Origin of the sequence: Citrobacter sp. Cpa228, from assembly GCF_030333085.1 — a bacterium.
In the GTDB taxonomy this organism is placed as follows: domain Bacteria; phylum Pseudomonadota; class Gammaproteobacteria; order Enterobacterales; family Enterobacteriaceae; genus Citrobacter; species Citrobacter pasteurii.
Genome location: NZ_JAOWGQ010000037.1, coordinates 70592 through 87218 on the forward strand (window position 1 = coordinate 70592; position 16627 = coordinate 87218).

The following is a 16627-nucleotide window of genomic DNA, read 5'->3' on the forward strand; positions in this document are numbered from 1 at the left end:
ATATGCTTCAGTCAGTTGCGAAAGGAGTATCACGATGAAAAAAGTTGGCGTAGTGCTCAGCGGATGTGGCGTGTATGACGGTGCAGAAATCCATGAAGCCGTACTCACGCTGCTGGCTATTGCCCGCAATGGTGCTCAGGCCATCTGCTTTGCCCCAGATAAACAGCAGGCGGATGTGATTAATCATCTGACGGGCGAGCCGATGCCGGAAACGCGCAATGTCCTGATTGAAGCTGCGCGTATTACGCGTGGTGATATTCGCCCCCTGGCTCAGGCGGCCGCAACGGAGCTGGATGCGCTAATTGTGCCTGGCGGGTTTGGCGCAGCAAAAAATCTGAGTAATTTTGCCAGCCAGGGCAGTGAGTGTCGGGTTGATAGCGACTTAGCCGCGCTGGCAAAGGCGCTGCATCAGGCCGGTAAGCCGCTGGGTTTTATGTGCATTGCGCCCGCTATGTTACCTAAAATTTTTGACTTCCCTCTGCGTCTGACCATCGGTACTGATATCGATACGGCAGAAGTGCTGGAAGAGATGGGCGCTGAACATGTGCCGTGCCCGGTCGATGACATTGTGGTTGATGAAGATAATAAAGTTGTCACCACGCCTGCTTACATGCTGGCGCAGGATATTGCTCAGGCCGCAAGCGGTATCGATAAGCTGGTCTCGCGTGTGCTGGTGCTAGCTGAATGAAAAAAGGCATTACCGCCTTACTGCGACGTATCTTTCTGCGGGCGGTGATTGTCCTCGCCGTATTCTGGGGCGGGGGCATCGCACTTTTCAGCGTGATGCCTGTACCTTTCTCGGCGGTCATGATTGAGCGGCAACTGGGCGCATGGCTGTCCGGTGATTTTGGTTATGTGGCGCATTCTGACTGGGTCAGTATGGATGAGATATCACCGTGGATGGGGCTGGCGGTGATTGCCGCGGAGGATCAGAAGTTTCCCGACCACTGGGGATTTGATGTCTCTGCGATAGAGAAAGCGCTGGCGCATAACGAACGTAATGAAAACCGTATTCGCGGCGCCTCGACGTTATCGCAACAAACGGCAAAAAACCTCTTTTTGTGGGATGGGCGTAGCTGGGTGCGCAAAGGGCTCGAGGCCGGGCTCACGCTGGGTATGGAAACGGTCTGGAGCAAGAAACGCATTCTGACCGTTTACCTGAACATTGCTGAGTTTGGCGATGGGGTTTTCGGCGTGGAGGCGGCGGCGCAGCGCTATTTCGATAAGCCAGCCAGTCGGTTGAGCCTGTCTGAAGCGGCCTTGCTGGCGGCGGTATTACCCAATCCTTTGCGTTTTAAGGCGAATGCGCCTTCTGGTTATGTACGTAGCCGCCAGGCGTGGATTATGCGCCAAATGCGCCAGTTAGGCGGTGAGTCGTTTATGCGGGAAAATAAGCTGTATTAGCTGAAGGTTGCGGTGAATTTTGTAGGCCTGATAAGCGTAGCGCCATCAGGCATTATAAGGCTCGGCTGTATCGCCGGATGGCGGCGTAAACGCCTTATCCGGCCTACGAGACTAATCTTCGTCAAACCCTGAATTAAACAGGGCGATCACCGCAGCCAGGGCTTCAACTTCCTGCGGACCCGTGGCTTCAACTTCTATCTGGCGTCCTTTGGCGGAATCCAGCATCAACAGAGCGATAACGCTGTTTGCTTCGGCTTCCGTCCCTTCATCATTACGCAGCAGAACTTCTGCTTCAAAACCCTGCATTAGCTCAAACAGTTTCATTGCCGGCCGGGCATGCATGCCCAGCTTATTCGTGATTTCAACAGTTTGCTTCACGGTCATGATTTGCGTTTTTCCAGCGTACGATGGCGTGACTGCACGTTTTTACCGCGTGAGCGGAAGTAGTCTGCCAGTTGCTCTGCAATATACACCGAACGGTGTTTCCCGCCGGTACAGCCGATGGCTACAGTGAGATAGCTGCGGTTGTTGGTCTCCAGCATGGGTAACCATAGCTCAAGATAGCTGCGCGTCTGGTAGATAAAATTGTGTACTTCTGTGTGTCTGTCGAGGAAGGCGGCGACGGGGCGGTCAAGACCGGTCATCGGGCGCAGCTTTGGATCCCAGTGCGGGTTAGGCAGGAAGCGGACATCAAAGACGTAATCCGCATCAATAGGGATTCCGTGTTTAAAGCCAAAGGACTCAAATACCATCGTTAATTCACGTTCACGTTTGCCCAGCAGTCGGGTACGTAACATTTCCGCCAGCTCGTGCACAGACATTTCAGAGGTGTCTACGATCAGGTCAGCGCGCGAACGCAACGGCTCCAGTAAATCGCTTTCTTTATCGATAGCGCTTTCCAGGGACAAATTCTTGCTGGACAGCGGGTGTAAACGGCGCGTATCGCTGTAGCGGCGAATCAGGGTGTTTCGATCGGCGTCAAGGAACAGCAGCTGTGGTGAGAAGCCTTCAGGCAGGTTACTCATGGCCTGCTCAAAAATCTCCGGGGACTCGGGCATGTTGCGCACATCAATGCTGACAGCCGCAGATATCTGGCGATCGGCGAGGGTTCGAGCCAGATCGGGCAACAACACGACGGGAAGGTTATCCACGCAGTAAAAACCCATATCTTCCAGCGCGCGCAGGGCGACAGACTTACCTGACCCTGAACGACCGCTGACGATCATCAGTACCATGTACTGTTTCTCCTCACAACGACAGAAAAAGATGCCATTGGGTTGTTATGCTTCATCCTGTCCACCTTCGGTGTCAGTGATGATTTGATACAACTCCTGGTCACTCTGCGCGGCGCGCAGGCGGCGGCAGATGGTTTTATCTGCCAGACGTTTGGCAACCAGTGACAACGTATGCAAATGCGTCTTGGTTTGGTCCGCCGGGACCAGCAGGGCGAAAAGCAGATCGACGGGTTGATTATCAATGGCGTCGAAAGCAATCGGCGTTTCAAGTTGCACAAACACGCCCACTGCGCGCATCGTGTCTTCTTCCAGCTTTCCATGCGGAATGGCAATACCATTGCCAATACCGGTACTGCCCATTTTTTCGCGCGTCAGAATGGCTTCAAATACCACCTGAGGAGGCAAGCTGAGTTGTTTTGCCGCCAGTTCACTGATGATTTCCAGTGCGCGTTTCTTGCTTTGGCAGTGAACGGCCGCGCGCGTACATTCCTGGTTAAGAACATTGCTCAGTTGTAGAGTCGTATCGTTATTTGTCATAATTTCACCTAAGCGCTAACTGTACAAATGGCCCGTTGTGCTGCACAACAGGCCGTCCTGCACCCGCTAACTGCCCGGACAAGTTAGTGCTGTTTCAGTTTATCTTTATGTTTTGTTAACTGCCGAGCCAGTTTATCAATTAAACCGTCAATGGCGGCGTACATATCCTGACCTTCCGCGCTGGCATGAATTTCGCCACCGTTCACATGCAGTGTTGCATCCGAGATGTGTGTGACCTTCTCCACTTTCAACACAATATAGACCTGATTAATCCGGTCGAAATATTGCTCAAGCTTGGCGAACTTTGTGGTGACAAAGTCGCGCAGGGCCTCAGTGATTTCGACGTTATTTCCAGTGATGTTGAGCTGCATAGTGTCTTCCTTATCGGTTGGGTCAAACCAGCTGTTTGCGCTGGTTAGACGGCGGAATGGATAAAGACTCTCGGTACTTCGCAACGGTGCGGCGCGCCACCATGATACCCTGTTCTGACAGCATAGAGGTTAACTTGCTGTCGCTCAGCGGTTTCGCAGGGTTCTCGGCCGCAATTAATTTCTTCACCAGTGCGCGGATAGCTGTAGAAGAGGCTTCGCCTCCGCCTTCAGTGTTGACGTGACTGGAGAAGAAATACTTCAATTCAAAAATGCCGCGCGGACTGTGCAGATACTTTTGCGTGGTCACTCGGGAAATGGTTGATTCATGCATCTCGACGGCCTGGGCGATATCCGCCAGCACCATCGGTTTCATATATTCTTCACCTTGCTCAAAGAAGGCTTGTTGTTGCTCAACGATACAGCGGCTAACGCGCAATAGCGTGTCATTGCGGCTTTCCAGACTTTTAATCAGCCATTTCGCATCCTGAAGGTTGCTACGAATGAACTGGCTGTCAGCATCATTGCGCGCGTTATTGCACAGCGCTGCGTAGTGCTGGTTGATCTGTAAACGCGGAATGCTGTCACTGTTGAGTTCGACTACCCAGCGATCGTTATGCTTACGCACCAGCACATCCGGGATCACGTACTCTGGTTCACCGGTCTGGATAGACTGCCCGGGTCTTGGATCCAGAGACTGGATAAGATTGACGGCTTCTTTCAGCACCTCTTCTTTCAGTCGGGTTACGCGCATCAGGGTGCGGAAGTCGTGGTTGGCGAGCAGATCAAGGTGATCGCTGATGATAAGACGTGCTTCTTTCAGCCATGGCGTGGCTTTGTCAAACTGCGAAAGCTGGATCAGTAAGCAGTCACGGAGATCTTTGGCCGCCACGCCCACGGGATCAAAACGCTGAACGCGTTTAAGCACGGCTTCGATTTCATCGATACCGATGTCGTCATCGCCCATGCTGTCGAGAATGTCGTCCAGTGTGACGGTGAGATAGCCCGTTTCGTCGACTGCATCCACAATTGACGTGGCAATAGCACGATCGGTATCTGAGAATGGCGTCAGCTCCACCTGCCACATCAGGTAATCTTGCAGCGATTGCGTGGTCTCACCCTGATACACAGGCAGCTCGTCGTCGATGTAATCTCCGCTGGTGCCCGAAGGCGTCCCTGCGGTGTAAATCTCATCCCAACTGGCATCCAGCGGTAGCTCTTCCGGCATCTCTTTTTGTTCGAGAGCATCGGCGGTGTCGAGGGTTTCGCTGTCCTGTTTTTCCTGGGTATCAATTTCGTCGTGAAGATCGGTTTGCTCAAGCAGTGGATTACTTTCCAGCGCTTGCTGAAGTTCTTGCTGAAGTTCCAGCGTGGACAACTGCAACAGACGGATAGCCTGTTGTAGTTGAGGCGTCATCGCCAGTTGTTGGCTAAGCCTGAGTTGCAAACCTTGCTTCATGTTCAGAGTTGTTGTCTCCTGCGGTGACGTGAAGTCTACTACCCTATCAGAGTCTGAAGTCTTCCCCAAGGTATACGCGTTTAACGTGCTCGTCCTGTAGGATTTCTGTCGGCGTACCGTGTGCAATCAGGTGTCCCTGGCTCACAATGTAGGCGCGCTCACAAACAGCCAGCGTTTCGCGCACGTTATGGTCGGTAATCAGCACGCCAAGCCCGCTGTCGCGCAGGTGTTCAATAATACGTTTGATATCAATGACGGAAATTGGGTCAACACCGGCAAACGGTTCATCCAACAGGATAAATTTTGGATTAGCGGCCAGCGCACGGGCGATCTCCACGCGGCGGCGTTCCCCACCGGAGAGCGACTGTCCCATGCTGTCACGCAGATGTTCGATATGAAATTCTTCCATCAGCTCATTGGCGCGATCTTCACGCTGCTCGCTGGAAAGATCGTCACGAATCTGCAGCACTGCCATCAGGTTATCAAACACGCTCAGGCGACGAAAAATAGAGGCTTCCTGCGGTAAGTAGCCGATACCGCGGCGGGCACGCGCATGCAGAGGCAGCAGGCTGATATCTTCGTCATCAATGATAATGTTGCCAGCATCGCGCGGCACAATGCCGACGACCATGTAAAAGGTTGTTGTTTTGCCCGCACCGTTAGGACCGAGCAGACCGACGATCTCCCCGGAGTTGACGGTCAGGCTGACATCTTCCACCACACGACGGCCTTTGTAGGCTTTTGCAAGATTCTTTGCAGTTAATGTTGCCATAACGAATCAGTTACCTTTTTTCTCTGCCGGAGCCTTGGTCTTGTTTTTGTCCTGCAATTGCGACGGAACCAGAACGGTGGTGACGCGTTTGCCTTTCTCACTGAAGGCCTGCATTTTCTGTTCTTTTACCAGATAGGTGATCTTATCGCCCGTGATGTTGCTATCGAGTTGTTCCAGATAAGCCTTACCGGTAAGGACGACGAAATCTTTTGCCAGCTCATAGTGCATCTGTGAGGCGTGGCCTTTAACCGGTTTACCATTGTCCTGCATCTGGTAAAAGGTCGCCGGATTGCCATAACCGTCAATCACTTCTTTACCGTCTTCACCGCCCGGACGCGTGACGACGACCTTATCGGCATTAATTTTGATCGTGCCCTGAGTCACGATGACATTGCCGGTAAACGTCACCACGTTGCCCTGCATATCCAGAGACTGCTGGTCCGATTCAATGTGGATCGGCTGCTCGGTATCGCCAGTGACGGCGAATGCCGGAATGCTGGCGGCCAGAAGTGAGCTGGCAAGCACAAGATTAAGGCTGAGTTTGTTTGTTTTGGATTTCATATGAGGTTCTAACCTTTTCAATCAGCTCGGCGTTCTTGCTGCGTAAGTTGCCGCGCATCTTCAGTCCGCTGGAGTTAAATGTTGTTCCATACAACGTGACCAGATCATCGGAAGTGACATCTTGCGTCACAAGGTTGATCTGCGCGTTATCGGTAGTAATTCTGCGTAGTTGAGAGTCAGGCACCAGCGCGTTAACCTCAACATGGCCATACAGGTACAGCATCCGATCGTTGGTCAACCTGGCCTTATCAGCCTTGATTGACCAGGTCGGTACTTTGTCCTTATCAAACGTGGTTAACACCGGTTGGGTGAACCACGAAACTGCTTGATCTGAATAATATTCAACGTGTTGCGCGATCAAATGATAGCTCAGCGCACCCTCAGGGCTGTACACGACGGTGTCGGTATGCTCGCTCTTATAGGTTGGCTCGTTGTTATTAACGACAACCTGAGCGGTGTCGTCTTTGTCTGCCAGGTTAATACCAATCATCACAAGGACAGCCAGCGACAGTAGAATGATAACCCAACGTCTGGTTTTGCTCATATCGATTGCCCTTTGGCCTCATCCAGTTTGCCCTGCGCCAGCAGTAATAAGTCGCAGACTTCGCGCACTGCGCCGCGTCCCCCGTCGATACGGGTGACGTAATCGGCCCGCGGGATCAGCAACGGATGAGCATCCGCTACCGCTACGCTTAATCCCACTTTTGCCATCACCGGCCAGTCGATCAGATCATCGCCAACATACGCCACATTCTCAGGCGCGATCGCCAGTTTGCTTAGCAGATCGCCAAAAGCAACCAGTTTGTCCGACTGCCCCTGATACAGATGTGTGATCCCTAATGTGGCACAACGATCTTCTACAAGTTTAGCCTTTCGTCCGGTAATAATGGCAACCTCAATACCGGAAGTGAGCGCGCAACGAATTCCGTAGCCATCGCGGACGTTAAACGCCTTCAGCTCTTCACCGTTGTTGCCCATATAAATCAGACCATCAGACAGTACGCCATCCACATCAAGGATCAGCAGACGGATGTTTTCTGCCCTGGTGATGACGTCAGTACTGACGGGGCCATAACAGGTCGCAAGCGACGCACCTGCTTTACTCATTTTCTTTATCCTTGAGTTTCTTACACTACACCTGCACGCAGCAGATCATGCATATGTAACACACCCAGTAATTGGTCGCCATCAGCAACCATTACCGAGGTGATATGGCGGGACTGCATTAAGTTCAGGGCATCAACAGCAAGAATCCCTGGACGCACGCGAATGCCCCCAGGAGTCATTACATCGGCAATGCCTAACTGGCGTACATCAACGCCCATATCGAAGACACGACGTAAATCGCCATCCGTAAAGATGCCGTCAATCTTCATCGCGTCATCGCAAATGACGGTCATGCCGAGGTTTTTCCGCGTGATCTCCAGTAAGGCGTCACGCAGGCTGGCGCTTTTAGTCACATGCGGGATTTCGTCTCCCGTATGCATAATATCGTTAACGCGCAACAAAAGCTTACGCCCCAGTGCGCCACCTGGATGAGATAACGCAAAATCTTCTGCGGTGAAGCCGCGTGCTTTTAGTAACGCAACGGCAAGCGCATCGCCCATCACCAGCGTTGCGGTCGTGCTGCTGGTCGGTGCCAGACCTAATGGGCAAGCTTCTTTGGGCACTTTAACACACAGATGGACATCTGCTGCACGCGCCATACTGCTTTCCGGACGACCCGTCATGCAAATAAGGGGGACATGCAGGCGCTTTAACACCGGAATTAACGCTGCAATCTCATTAGATTCACCGGAGTTAGAAATGGCAATCACGATGTCCTGCGGTGACACCATACCCAGATCGCCATGTGCGGCTTCGCCAGGATGCACAAAAAATGAGGGCGTGCCTGTACTGGCAAACGTGGCGGCCATTTTGCGCCCGATATGCCCTGATTTTCCCATTCCCATCACTACGACTTTGCCCGGGCAACTGAAAATCTTTTCACAGGCGAGGGTAAAGTTCTGGTTGATGTACTGATCAAGCTCCGCCAGGCCTTCACGTTCAATTGTCAGGACTTCCTTGCCTGCTTGCTGAAAGTCAAAACCCGGTTGCAACTCTAAGTGCGACATAATGCGTTTCCAGTTATCCAACGAGAAGTGGCGATAACCAATACAGCATCGCCAGCCATATGATAAAACCGCCGGTCAACAGCGCCCCCGCGCCACGACCAATCTGGCGCGGACGTCGCCAGCAGAGTAATGCAAAAATAACGCTCACCAGCAGCATGACGCTATAGTCACGGATGAAGGCCATTGGGTTGACCTCGCCTGGCGTAATCAGTGCAGGTAACCCAAGAACGATAACAATATTAAAAATGTTCGCGCCGATGATGTTACCGACGGCAATATCGTTTTCACCTTTACGCAAACCTGCAATGGCGGTTGCCAGTTCTGGCAGACTGGTACCAATGGCGACGACCGTCAAACCGATAGTAAGCTCGCTCATGGCAAAGTAGTTTGCCAGTACAGTGGCGTTATCAACCACCATACGCGTTGCCATTGGCATAATGATCAGCGCTATTCCCAGCCATAAAAATGCGACAGGCAATCCGCCTTCGCGAGGCAGTTCCGCAACTTGCTCCCGGGTCAGGCTGTCATTGCCCTGACGTTCTGCCAGACGAGCGATTTTAACAATGAATAGCAGCCATAGCACGGCCAGAAGCAGAAGAAAGAGGCCATCACTGCGGCTTAACTGGCCGTCATACAGTACGGACGCGGCCAAAATGCTTACCAGCAACATTAACGGTAATTCACGACGCAGAACATCGGAATGCACGGTAAAAGGATGAATGAGTGCTGACAGGCCTAAAATAAGAAGAATATTGGTGATGTTGGAGCCGATGGCGGTACCGACGGCTAAATCGAGCTGCCCATTCATTGATGCCGCAACAGAGACAATAATTTCAGGTAGGGATGTGCCGATGCTGACGACCGTCATCCCGATGATAATGGGGGGTATACCGAAGGTGCGGCATAAAATGGATGCAGCAAATACCAGACGGTCGGCACCGTAAACCACCAGAAGTAAACCAATTATTAACAGCGCCGTCGCTAAAAGCATCTAAAGTCCTTTCTTCAGGTATACTCGCCGGTCCACTTGAAGGATCTTCTGGAAGCCGTAACGAATTCTTAATTTTGACTTTATGCGGCTAAAAAGTAAAACAAATGCCAGCTTTCGCTAACCAGGACAGGCAATAATCTGTAAATATGTCGAGTTCAGGGCTAAATTGAGCGCCAACTCTTCGATCAACGAGGCAACAGTAAAGGATGAATCAATGGGTCAGTCTGTGGCGAATCTAGTCGATATGCGCGATGTCAGCTTTTCCCGAGGTGACCGCTGCATCTTTGATAATATTTCCCTGACGGTGCCGCGCGGTAAGGTGACGGCGATCATGGGGCCATCAGGCATCGGCAAAACGACGCTGCTGCGTCTGATTGGCGGACAAATCTCCCCGGATAAGGGCGAGATCCTGTTTGACGGCGAAAACGTCCCAGCCATGTCCCGTTCGCGTTTATTTACCGTGCGTAAGCGTATGAGCATGCTGTTTCAGTCTGGTGCGCTGTTTACCGACATGAACGTGTTTGACAACGTCGCATACCCGTTGCGCGAACATACAACGCTGCCTGCACCGCTGCTGAAAAGCACGGTAATGATGAAGCTCGAGGCTGTCGGCCTGCGGGGTGCGGCAAAATTAATGCCTTCTGAATTATCTGGCGGGATGGCGCGCCGCGCTGCGTTAGCGCGTGCTATCGCGCTGGAGCCCGACCTCATTATGTTTGATGAGCCGTTCGTCGGTCAGGATCCCATCACCATGGGCGTACTGGTGAAGCTGATTTCAGAACTGAACAGCGCGCTGGGCGTCACCTGCGTGGTGGTTTCCCATGATGTGCCAGAGGTGCTGAGTATTGCGGATTACGCCTATATAATGGCGGACAAAAAAATAGTGGCCTACGGTAGTGCTCAGGCGCTGCAAGAAAATGCCGATCCGCGAGTGCGTCAGTTCCTCGACGGCATTGCCGATGGACCGGTTCCGTTTCGTTACCCGGCGGGTGACTACCATATCGATTTACTCTAAACAGGGAGTTAAGCCACCCATGTTGTTAAATGCGCTGGCATCACTCGGACATCGGGGAATAAAAACCCTCAGGACGTTCGGGCGAGCTGGATTAATGTTGTTCAATGCGGTTGTCGGCAAACCGGAGTTTCGCAAACATGCGCCGCTGCTGATACGCCAGCTCTATAATGTCGGTGTCTTATCGATGCTGATCATTATTGTGTCAGGCGTGTTCATCGGTATGGTGTTGGGGTTGCAGGGATACCTGGTGCTGACGACCTACAGCGCGGAAACCAGCCTCGGTATGCTGGTGGCGCTGTCATTGTTACGTGAGCTGGGGCCGGTTGTAGCGGCGCTGTTGTTTGCCGGGCGGGCCGGTTCGGCCTTAACCGCAGAGATTGGTCTGATGAGAGCGACCGAGCAGCTTTCCAGCCTGGAAATGATGGCCGTCGATCCACTGCGCCGGGTGATCTCTCCGCGTTTTTGGGCTGGTGTCATTTCATTGCCGCTGCTGACGATTATATTTGTCGCCGTGGGGATCTGGGGTGGTTCGCTGGTTGGCGTAAGCTGGAAAGGTATTGATGCCGGCTTTTTCTGGTCGGCTATGCAAAATGCCGTCGACTGGCGTCTGGACCTGGTCAACTGTCTGATTAAGAGCGTGGTGTTCGCCATTACGGTCACCTGGATTGCATTGTTCAATGGTTATGATGCGATTCCGACCTCTGCCGGGATTAGCCGGGCAACGACACGTACCGTTGTGCACGCCTCTCTTGCCGTTCTGGGGCTGGATTTTGTGCTGACCGCACTGATGTTTGGGAATTGAGTTCATGCAAACGAAAAAAAATGAAATTTGGGTCGGGTTATTCCTGCTGGTTGCGCTGTTGGCTGCGCTGTTTGTCTGCCTGAAGGCGGCGAACGTTACCTCAATGCGTACTGAACCGACTTATACGATTTATGCGACTTTTGATAACATCGGCGGCCTGAGAGAGCGCTCCCCGGTGCGGATTGGCGGGGTCGTGGTTGGACGCGTAGCGGACATCTCGTTAGATCCGAAAACGTACCTGCCGCGCGTGACGCTGGAAATCGAATCACGTTTTAACCATATTCCTGACACCAGTTCTCTAAGCATCCGTACTTCCGGTCTGCTGGGCGAGCAATATCTGGCACTGAACGTGGGCTTTGAAGATCCTGAGCTGGGAACGTCTATCCTCAAAGATGGCGGTACGATTCAGGACACGAAATCCGCGATGGTTCTGGAGGATATGATTGGTCAGTTCCTTTACAACAGCAACAGTAAAGGTGATGACAATAAGAATTCTGGCGATGCGCCAGCCGCAACTGAAGGCAATAATGAAGCCACTACGCCTGCGGGCGCAACGAAATAATCTCAGGAGAATCGACGTATGTTTAAACGATTGATGATGGTGGCTATGCTGGTCATTGCCCCACTTAGCGTGGCAACCGCAGCGGACCAGACGAATCCGTACAAACTGATGAATGAGGCCGCGCAGAAGACGTTTGACCGTCTGAAGAACGAGCAACCTAAAATTCGTTCCAACCCGGATTATCTGCGTCAGGTTGTCGATCAGGAACTGCTGCCGTATGTGCAGGTTAAATATGCGGGCGCGCTGGTACTGGGCCGTTACTACAAAGATGCCACTCCCGCTCAGCGTGACGCCTATTTCGCCGCATTCCGTGAATACCTGAAGCAGGCTTACGGTCAGGCGCTGGCGATGTACCACGGCCAGACTTATCAGATTGCCCCAGAGCAGCCGCTGGGTGATGCGACCATCGTGCCTATTCGCGTGACGATTATCGATCCAAACGGTCGTCCGCCGGTGCGTCTGGATTTCCAGTGGCGTAAAAATTCTCAGACCGGTAACTGGCAGGCGTATGACATGATTGCCGAAGGCGTAAGTATGATCACCACCAAACAAAATGAGTGGAGCGACCTGCTGCGTACGAAAGGTATTGATGGCCTCACGGCTCAGCTGAAATCAATTTCTCAGCAGAAAATTACTCTGGAAGAGAAAAAATAATGACGCAGTCACTCACCTGGACGCGTGAAGGCGACAAGCTGGTGCTGGTGGGCGAGCTGGATCAGGACGTGTTAAACCCATTATGGGATGCACGCGTTGAGGCGATGAAGGGCGTATCCTGCATCGACCTGAACCAGGTTTCCCGGGTCGATACTGGTGGCCTGGCATTACTACTGCACCTGATTAATCAGGGCAAGCAGCAGGGGAACAGCGTTTCGCTTGCTGGCGTTAACGATAAAGTATACACGCTGGCGCAGCTTTACAATTTACCTGACGACGTCCTTCCGCGTTAATTTTTTCAGGCCGGATAAGGCCTTGTGCCGCCATCCGGCAAAACCCCTGAAGGGGATCTGCCGCCAAAGCCTTGTCTGATTTATCAGCGAGGCTTTTTGCTTATTTATGACAGCGCCACTTTGCTCTAAGATGTTGGGCTGTTTTTACTATCTGACGAATGAAGAGCCCATGGAAAATAATGAAATTCAGAGCGTGCTGATGAACGCACTCTCCCTCCAGGAAGTCCACGTTTCTGGTGACGGCAGTCACTTTCAGGTTATTGCCGTGGGTGAGATGTTTGACGGCATGAGCCGGGTCAAGAAGCAGCAATCGGTCTATGGCCCGTTGATGGAGTATATTGCGGACAACCGCATTCATGCTGTGTCGATTAAAGCGTTTACCCCAGCGGAATGGGCGCGCGATCGCAAACTTAACGGTTTTTGAGCTACGGGTGATGTACCGGTAGCGAAGATGAATTCTTAACAGAGAACAGAATAATGGATAAATTTCGTGTTCAGGGGCCAACCAAGCTCCAGGGCGAAGTCACAATTTCAGGCGCTAAAAATGCCGCACTGCCGATCCTGTTTGCGGCGCTGCTGGCTGAAGAACCTGTAGAGATCCAAAACGTCCCGAAACTTAAGGACGTAGATACCTCCATGAAGCTGTTGAGCCAGCTGGGGGCGAAAGTAGAGCGTAATGGTTCCGTGCACATCGATGCGCGTGACGTTAACGTCTTCTGCGCACCGTACGATCTGGTGAAAACCATGCGTGCGTCTATCTGGGCATTGGGGCCACTGGTCGCTCGTTTTGGTCAGGGTCAGGTTTCTCTGCCGGGCGGCTGCACCATCGGCGCGCGTCCGGTTGACCTGCATATTACTGGTCTGGAGCAGTTAGGTGCCACCATCAAGCTGGAAGAAGGCTATGTGAAGGCGTCCGTTGAGGGGCGTCTGAAAGGCGCACACATTGTGATGGACAAAGTGAGTGTCGGTGCGACGGTTACTATCATGTGTGCGGCAACGCTTGCCGAAGGCACGACCATCATCGAAAACGCCGCCCGTGAACCGGAAATTGTGGATACCGCGAATTTCCTGATTGCGCTGGGCGCGAAAATCACAGGGCAGGGTACCGATCGTATCACCATTGAAGGCGTTGAACGTCTCGGCGGTGGTGTCTACCGCGTTCTGCCAGACCGTATTGAAACCGGGACGTTCCTGGTGGCGGCGGCGATTTCTCGCGGCAAAATTATCTGCCGTAATGCACAACCAGATACACTGGATGCTGTTCTGGCGAAGCTGCGTGATGCGGGGGCGGATATCGAAGTCGGTGAAGACTGGATTAGCCTCGACATGCACGGCAAACGTCCGAAAGCGGTTAATGTGCGCACTGCGCCACATCCGGCGTTCCCAACCGATATGCAGGCCCAGTTCACGCTGCTGAACCTGGTGGCAGAAGGAACGGGCTTTATCACGGAAACCGTGTTTGAGAACCGCTTTATGCACGTGCCTGAGCTGAGCCGTATGGGCGCTCATGCGGAAATCGAAAGCAATACCGTGATTTGCCACGGCGTGGAGACGCTCTCCGGTGCACAGGTAATGGCGACCGATCTGCGCGCGTCAGCAAGTTTGGTGTTAGCGGGATGTATCGCTGAAGGCACAACGGTTGTTGACCGTATTTATCACATCGATCGCGGCTATGAGCGCATCGAGGATAAATTGCGTGCGCTGGGCGCAAACATTGAGCGCATTAAAGGCGAGTAATCGCCAACGCGTGTTGTAACCCCCAGGATCGTTGATCCGGGGGTTGCTGTTTTACCGCGACTCAGGACTCTTTTTTTCTTTCCGTACTCTCATCATCCGCGTTCTGTCGATGAATTCATGTGTTCTGGCGTCATGGTAGCGTGACGGCCAAATTACCCACGGGTCTGTGCCCAGCGCTCTCGCGATGATCAATTCACCTTTCGGCCATGGTCGGGTTAACGTATTTGCCAGCGTTGATGAACTCAAGCCATTCTTACGTGACTCAGCGGCCATTGACGTGCCTTTCTTACGTAGCCCCGCGATGATGTCAGCCGGATGCCAGTCAATGAATTTGCTTTCCATAGTTCCACATCTCCTTTGGTTAACCAGTTACGGTTTCACAATCAGCCTGTGGAGTTACTATACGCCTCGAGAACGAATGTTCTAAAATGTTCTCGTAAAGTGCTTATATATTCAGAATATGCCAAGGTTATACAAGTGATTTGATTATTTTTATGACTTTTTGGATCTTATAAGAACATCCCGTGTGCTGCACGGGATGCTGGGAAGCGAGACGAGGGAAATTAACGATCGCGCTGTACGGCGATATGCGCCAGGCCAATCAGGGCTTCTTTCCACGGAGTATCTGGAAGTACCTGAAGCGCCGCGATGGCTTTATCGGCTTCTTCTTCTGCACGTTGACGGGTCCATTCCAGTGACCCGCAAGCGTTCATCGCTTCCAGAACCGGCTCCAGAAGGTGGCGACCATTACCTTGCTCAATCGCCTGGCGAATCATTTGCGCCTGCTCAGGAGTGCCGTGGCGCATCGCGTGCAGCAGCGGTAGCGTAGGTTTACCTTCGTTGAGGTCATCACCCACGTTTTTACCCAACTGCTGGCCATCTGCGCTGTAATCCAGTAAATCGTCGATAAGCTGGAAAGCGGTACCGAGGTAACGGCCATAATCCTGCAGGCCTTTCTCTTGCTCATCGCTACAACCTGCGAGGATACCTGAACATTGGGCCGCGGCTTCAAACAGACGAGCCGTCTTGCTGTAGATAACACGCATATAGTTTTCTTCGGTGATATCCGGGTCGTTGACGTTCATTAACTGCAGGACTTCGCCTTCAGCAATAACGTTGACCGCTTTAGACATCACTTCCAGCACTTTCAGGGAGCCGAGGCTGGTCATCATCTGAAAGGCGCGGGTATAGATAAAATCGCCGACCAGAACGCTGGCAGCATTGCCAAACGCTGCGTTTGCCGTGGCTTTCCCACGGCGCATATCGGATTCATCCACTACATCGTCATGAAGCAGGGTCGCGGTGTGGATAAACTCGATTAAGGCCGCGATCGTGACGTGGGCATTTTCCTGATAACCAACAGCGCGCGCCGCGAGTACAGCGATCATTGGGCGAATGCGTTTTCCGCCTCCGCTCACGATGTAGTACCCCAATTGATTGATCAACTGGACGTCGGAATTGAGCTGTTCAAGGATTGTCGCATTGACCCCCGCCATATCTTGCGCGGTTAACTCATTGATTTTTTCTAAATTCATCGCAAAAGCCGGGCTTCTCGCCCCGATTACCTCACTATTTAAGAAGGTAACGTCGGGTTTAGGGTTAGAAATATATGCTGATTGTACTGAAAAAACGCCGCAGATAAACGTTACGGTACACGTTGTGTTTTTTTTCTTCATGTATTGACGGTAGCACTTGTCAAAGGCTCGCGTTTTGCGTAATATTCGCGCCCTATTGTGAATATTTATAGCGCACTCTGAATCATCAAAAAGGTGTGCGCGGAAGCGGAGTTTTTTATGTACGCGGTTTTCCAAAGTGGTGGTAAACAACACCGAGTAAGCGAAGGTCAGACCGTTCGCCTGGAAAAGCTGGACATCGCAACTGGCGAATCTGTTGAGTTCGCAGAAGTTCTGATGATCGCAAACGGTGAAGAAGTCAAAATCGGCGTTCCTTTCGTTGATGGCGGCGTTATCAAAGCTGAAGTCGTTGCTCACGGTCGTGGCGAGAAAGTTAAAATTGTTAAGTTTCGTCGTCGTAAACACTACCGTAAGCAGCAGGGCCATCGTCAGTGGTTCACTGATGTGAAAATCACTGGCATCAGCGCTTAAGTTAAGGGGAGCAGATTA

23 protein-coding genes are annotated in these 16627 nt (G+C 52.3%); 10 read left to right on the forward strand and 13 right to left on the reverse strand.

Annotated elements, in window-relative coordinates:
- The first annotated feature begins 34 nt into the window (after positions 1-34).
- Positions 35-688 carry an isoprenoid biosynthesis glyoxalase ElbB gene (elbB, locus tag OGX91_RS05060; protein WP_005121332.1) on the forward strand — a complete coding sequence of 218 codons (654 nt, stop codon included), beginning with the start codon at positions 35-37 and terminating at the stop codon, positions 686-688.
- Entirely contained in the window at positions 685-1404 is a 720-nt protein-coding gene (mtgA, locus tag OGX91_RS05065; RefSeq protein WP_199947181.1) for a monofunctional biosynthetic peptidoglycan transglycosylase, read from the forward strand. The genes elbB and mtgA overlap by 4 nt, the downstream gene beginning before the upstream one ends.
- A gap of 111 nt (positions 1405-1515) precedes the next feature.
- Here the strand turns inward: mtgA and npr are convergent, their stop codons facing one another.
- The 11 genes from npr to OGX91_RS05120 all read right to left on the reverse strand — a co-directional run bounded on the left by npr (position 1516) and on the right by OGX91_RS05120 (position 9441).
- Positions 1516-1788, reverse strand: a complete 273-nt coding sequence (npr, locus tag OGX91_RS05070; RefSeq protein WP_003828770.1) for a PTS phosphocarrier protein NPr — start codon at positions 1786-1788, stop codon at positions 1516-1518.
- Positions 1785-2639: an RNase adapter RapZ gene (gene rapZ / locus OGX91_RS05075; protein WP_005121329.1), complete on the reverse strand. Its 855-nt coding sequence runs from the start codon at positions 2637-2639 to the stop codon at positions 1785-1787. Before rapZ ends, npr begins: the two co-directional genes overlap by 4 nt.
- A gap of 45 nt (positions 2640-2684) precedes the next feature.
- A complete protein-coding gene (gene ptsN, locus OGX91_RS05080; protein WP_005121328.1) occupies positions 2685-3176 on the reverse strand; it encodes a PTS IIA-like nitrogen regulatory protein PtsN in 492 nt (163 codons plus the stop codon).
- Positions 3177-3259: 83 nt separating this feature from the next.
- Positions 3260-3547 (reverse strand): ribosome hibernation promoting factor, encoded by a 288-nt coding sequence (hpf, locus tag OGX91_RS05085; RefSeq protein ID WP_005121327.1) that lies wholly within the window; start codon positions 3545-3547, stop codon positions 3260-3262.
- A 22-nt stretch (positions 3548-3569) separates the two neighbouring features.
- Positions 3570-5003, reverse strand: a complete 1434-nt coding sequence (gene rpoN / locus OGX91_RS05090; RefSeq protein WP_149691783.1) for an RNA polymerase factor sigma-54 — start codon at positions 5001-5003, stop codon at positions 3570-3572.
- A gap of 46 nt (positions 5004-5049) precedes the next feature.
- Complete coding sequence (lptB, locus tag OGX91_RS05095; RefSeq protein WP_005121325.1) at positions 5050-5775, reverse strand: LPS export ABC transporter ATP-binding protein; 726 nt, start codon at positions 5773-5775, stop codon at positions 5050-5052.
- A gap of 6 nt (positions 5776-5781) precedes the next feature.
- The gene (lptA, locus tag OGX91_RS05100; protein ID WP_040234136.1) at positions 5782-6336 is read right to left on the reverse strand and encodes a lipopolysaccharide ABC transporter substrate-binding protein LptA; all 555 of its coding nucleotides are present in this window, start codon (positions 6334-6336) and stop codon (positions 5782-5784) included.
- Complete coding sequence (lptC, locus tag OGX91_RS05105; protein WP_005121323.1) at positions 6305-6880, reverse strand: LPS export ABC transporter periplasmic protein LptC; 576 nt, start codon at positions 6878-6880, stop codon at positions 6305-6307. The genes lptA and lptC overlap by 32 nt, the downstream gene beginning before the upstream one ends.
- On the reverse strand, positions 6877-7443 hold the full coding sequence (gene kdsC, locus OGX91_RS05110; protein ID WP_005121322.1) for a 3-deoxy-manno-octulosonate-8-phosphatase KdsC: 567 nt from the start codon (positions 7441-7443) through the stop codon (positions 6877-6879). Before kdsC ends, lptC begins: the two co-directional genes overlap by 4 nt.
- 20 nt (positions 7444-7463) lie before the next feature.
- Positions 7464-8450, reverse strand: a complete 987-nt coding sequence (gene kdsD, locus OGX91_RS05115; RefSeq protein WP_005121321.1) for an arabinose-5-phosphate isomerase KdsD — start codon at positions 8448-8450, stop codon at positions 7464-7466.
- Positions 8451-8463: 13 nt separating this feature from the next.
- Positions 8464-9441 (reverse strand): calcium/sodium antiporter, encoded by a 978-nt coding sequence (locus OGX91_RS05120; RefSeq protein WP_005121320.1) that lies wholly within the window; start codon positions 9439-9441, stop codon positions 8464-8466.
- A 214-nt stretch (positions 9442-9655) separates the two neighbouring features.
- Between OGX91_RS05120 and mlaF the strand changes: the two genes are divergently transcribed.
- From mlaF to murA, 7 genes are all read left to right on the forward strand, one after another.
- A complete protein-coding gene (gene mlaF, locus OGX91_RS05125) occupies positions 9656-10456 on the forward strand; it encodes a phospholipid ABC transporter ATP-binding protein MlaF (RefSeq protein ID WP_003025057.1) in 801 nt (266 codons plus the stop codon).
- 19 nt (positions 10457-10475) lie between these two features.
- Positions 10476-11258 carry a lipid asymmetry maintenance ABC transporter permease subunit MlaE gene (gene mlaE, locus OGX91_RS05130; protein WP_003025053.1) on the forward strand — a complete coding sequence of 261 codons (783 nt, stop codon included), beginning with the start codon at positions 10476-10478 and terminating at the stop codon, positions 11256-11258.
- A gap of 4 nt (positions 11259-11262) precedes the next feature.
- Positions 11263-11820, forward strand: a complete 558-nt coding sequence (gene mlaD / locus OGX91_RS05135; RefSeq protein ID WP_040234180.1) for an outer membrane lipid asymmetry maintenance protein MlaD — start codon at positions 11263-11265, stop codon at positions 11818-11820.
- 18 nt (positions 11821-11838) lie between these two features.
- The gene (gene mlaC, locus OGX91_RS05140) at positions 11839-12474 is read left to right on the forward strand and encodes a phospholipid-binding protein MlaC (RefSeq protein WP_040234134.1); all 636 of its coding nucleotides are present in this window, start codon (positions 11839-11841) and stop codon (positions 12472-12474) included.
- A complete protein-coding gene (mlaB, locus tag OGX91_RS05145; protein ID WP_005121315.1) occupies positions 12474-12767 on the forward strand; it encodes a lipid asymmetry maintenance protein MlaB in 294 nt (97 codons plus the stop codon). The genes mlaC and mlaB overlap by 1 nt, the downstream gene beginning before the upstream one ends.
- 169 nt (positions 12768-12936) lie before the next feature.
- Positions 12937-13191, forward strand: a complete 255-nt coding sequence (gene ibaG, locus OGX91_RS05150; protein WP_005121314.1) for a BolA family iron metabolism protein IbaG — start codon at positions 12937-12939, stop codon at positions 13189-13191.
- A 53-nt stretch (positions 13192-13244) separates the two neighbouring features.
- The gene (murA, locus tag OGX91_RS05155; protein WP_040234132.1) at positions 13245-14504 is read left to right on the forward strand and encodes a UDP-N-acetylglucosamine 1-carboxyvinyltransferase; all 1260 of its coding nucleotides are present in this window, start codon (positions 13245-13247) and stop codon (positions 14502-14504) included.
- Between the two features lie 51 nt (positions 14505-14555).
- Here the strand turns inward: murA and sfsB are convergent, their stop codons facing one another.
- Both sfsB and ispB read right to left on the reverse strand, forming a co-directional pair.
- On the reverse strand, positions 14556-14846 hold the full coding sequence (gene sfsB, locus OGX91_RS05160) for a DNA-binding transcriptional regulator SfsB (RefSeq protein WP_040234130.1): 291 nt from the start codon (positions 14844-14846) through the stop codon (positions 14556-14558).
- A gap of 221 nt (positions 14847-15067) precedes the next feature.
- Entirely contained in the window at positions 15068-16039 is a 972-nt protein-coding gene (gene ispB / locus OGX91_RS05165; RefSeq protein WP_005121312.1) for an octaprenyl diphosphate synthase, read from the reverse strand.
- A 258-nt stretch (positions 16040-16297) separates the two neighbouring features.
- Here ispB and rplU point away from each other — a divergent pair, with 258 nt between their 5' ends.
- Entirely contained in the window at positions 16298-16609 is a 312-nt protein-coding gene (gene rplU, locus OGX91_RS05170; RefSeq protein ID WP_003025032.1) for a 50S ribosomal protein L21, read from the forward strand.
- Positions 16610-16627: the final 18 nt, after the last annotated feature.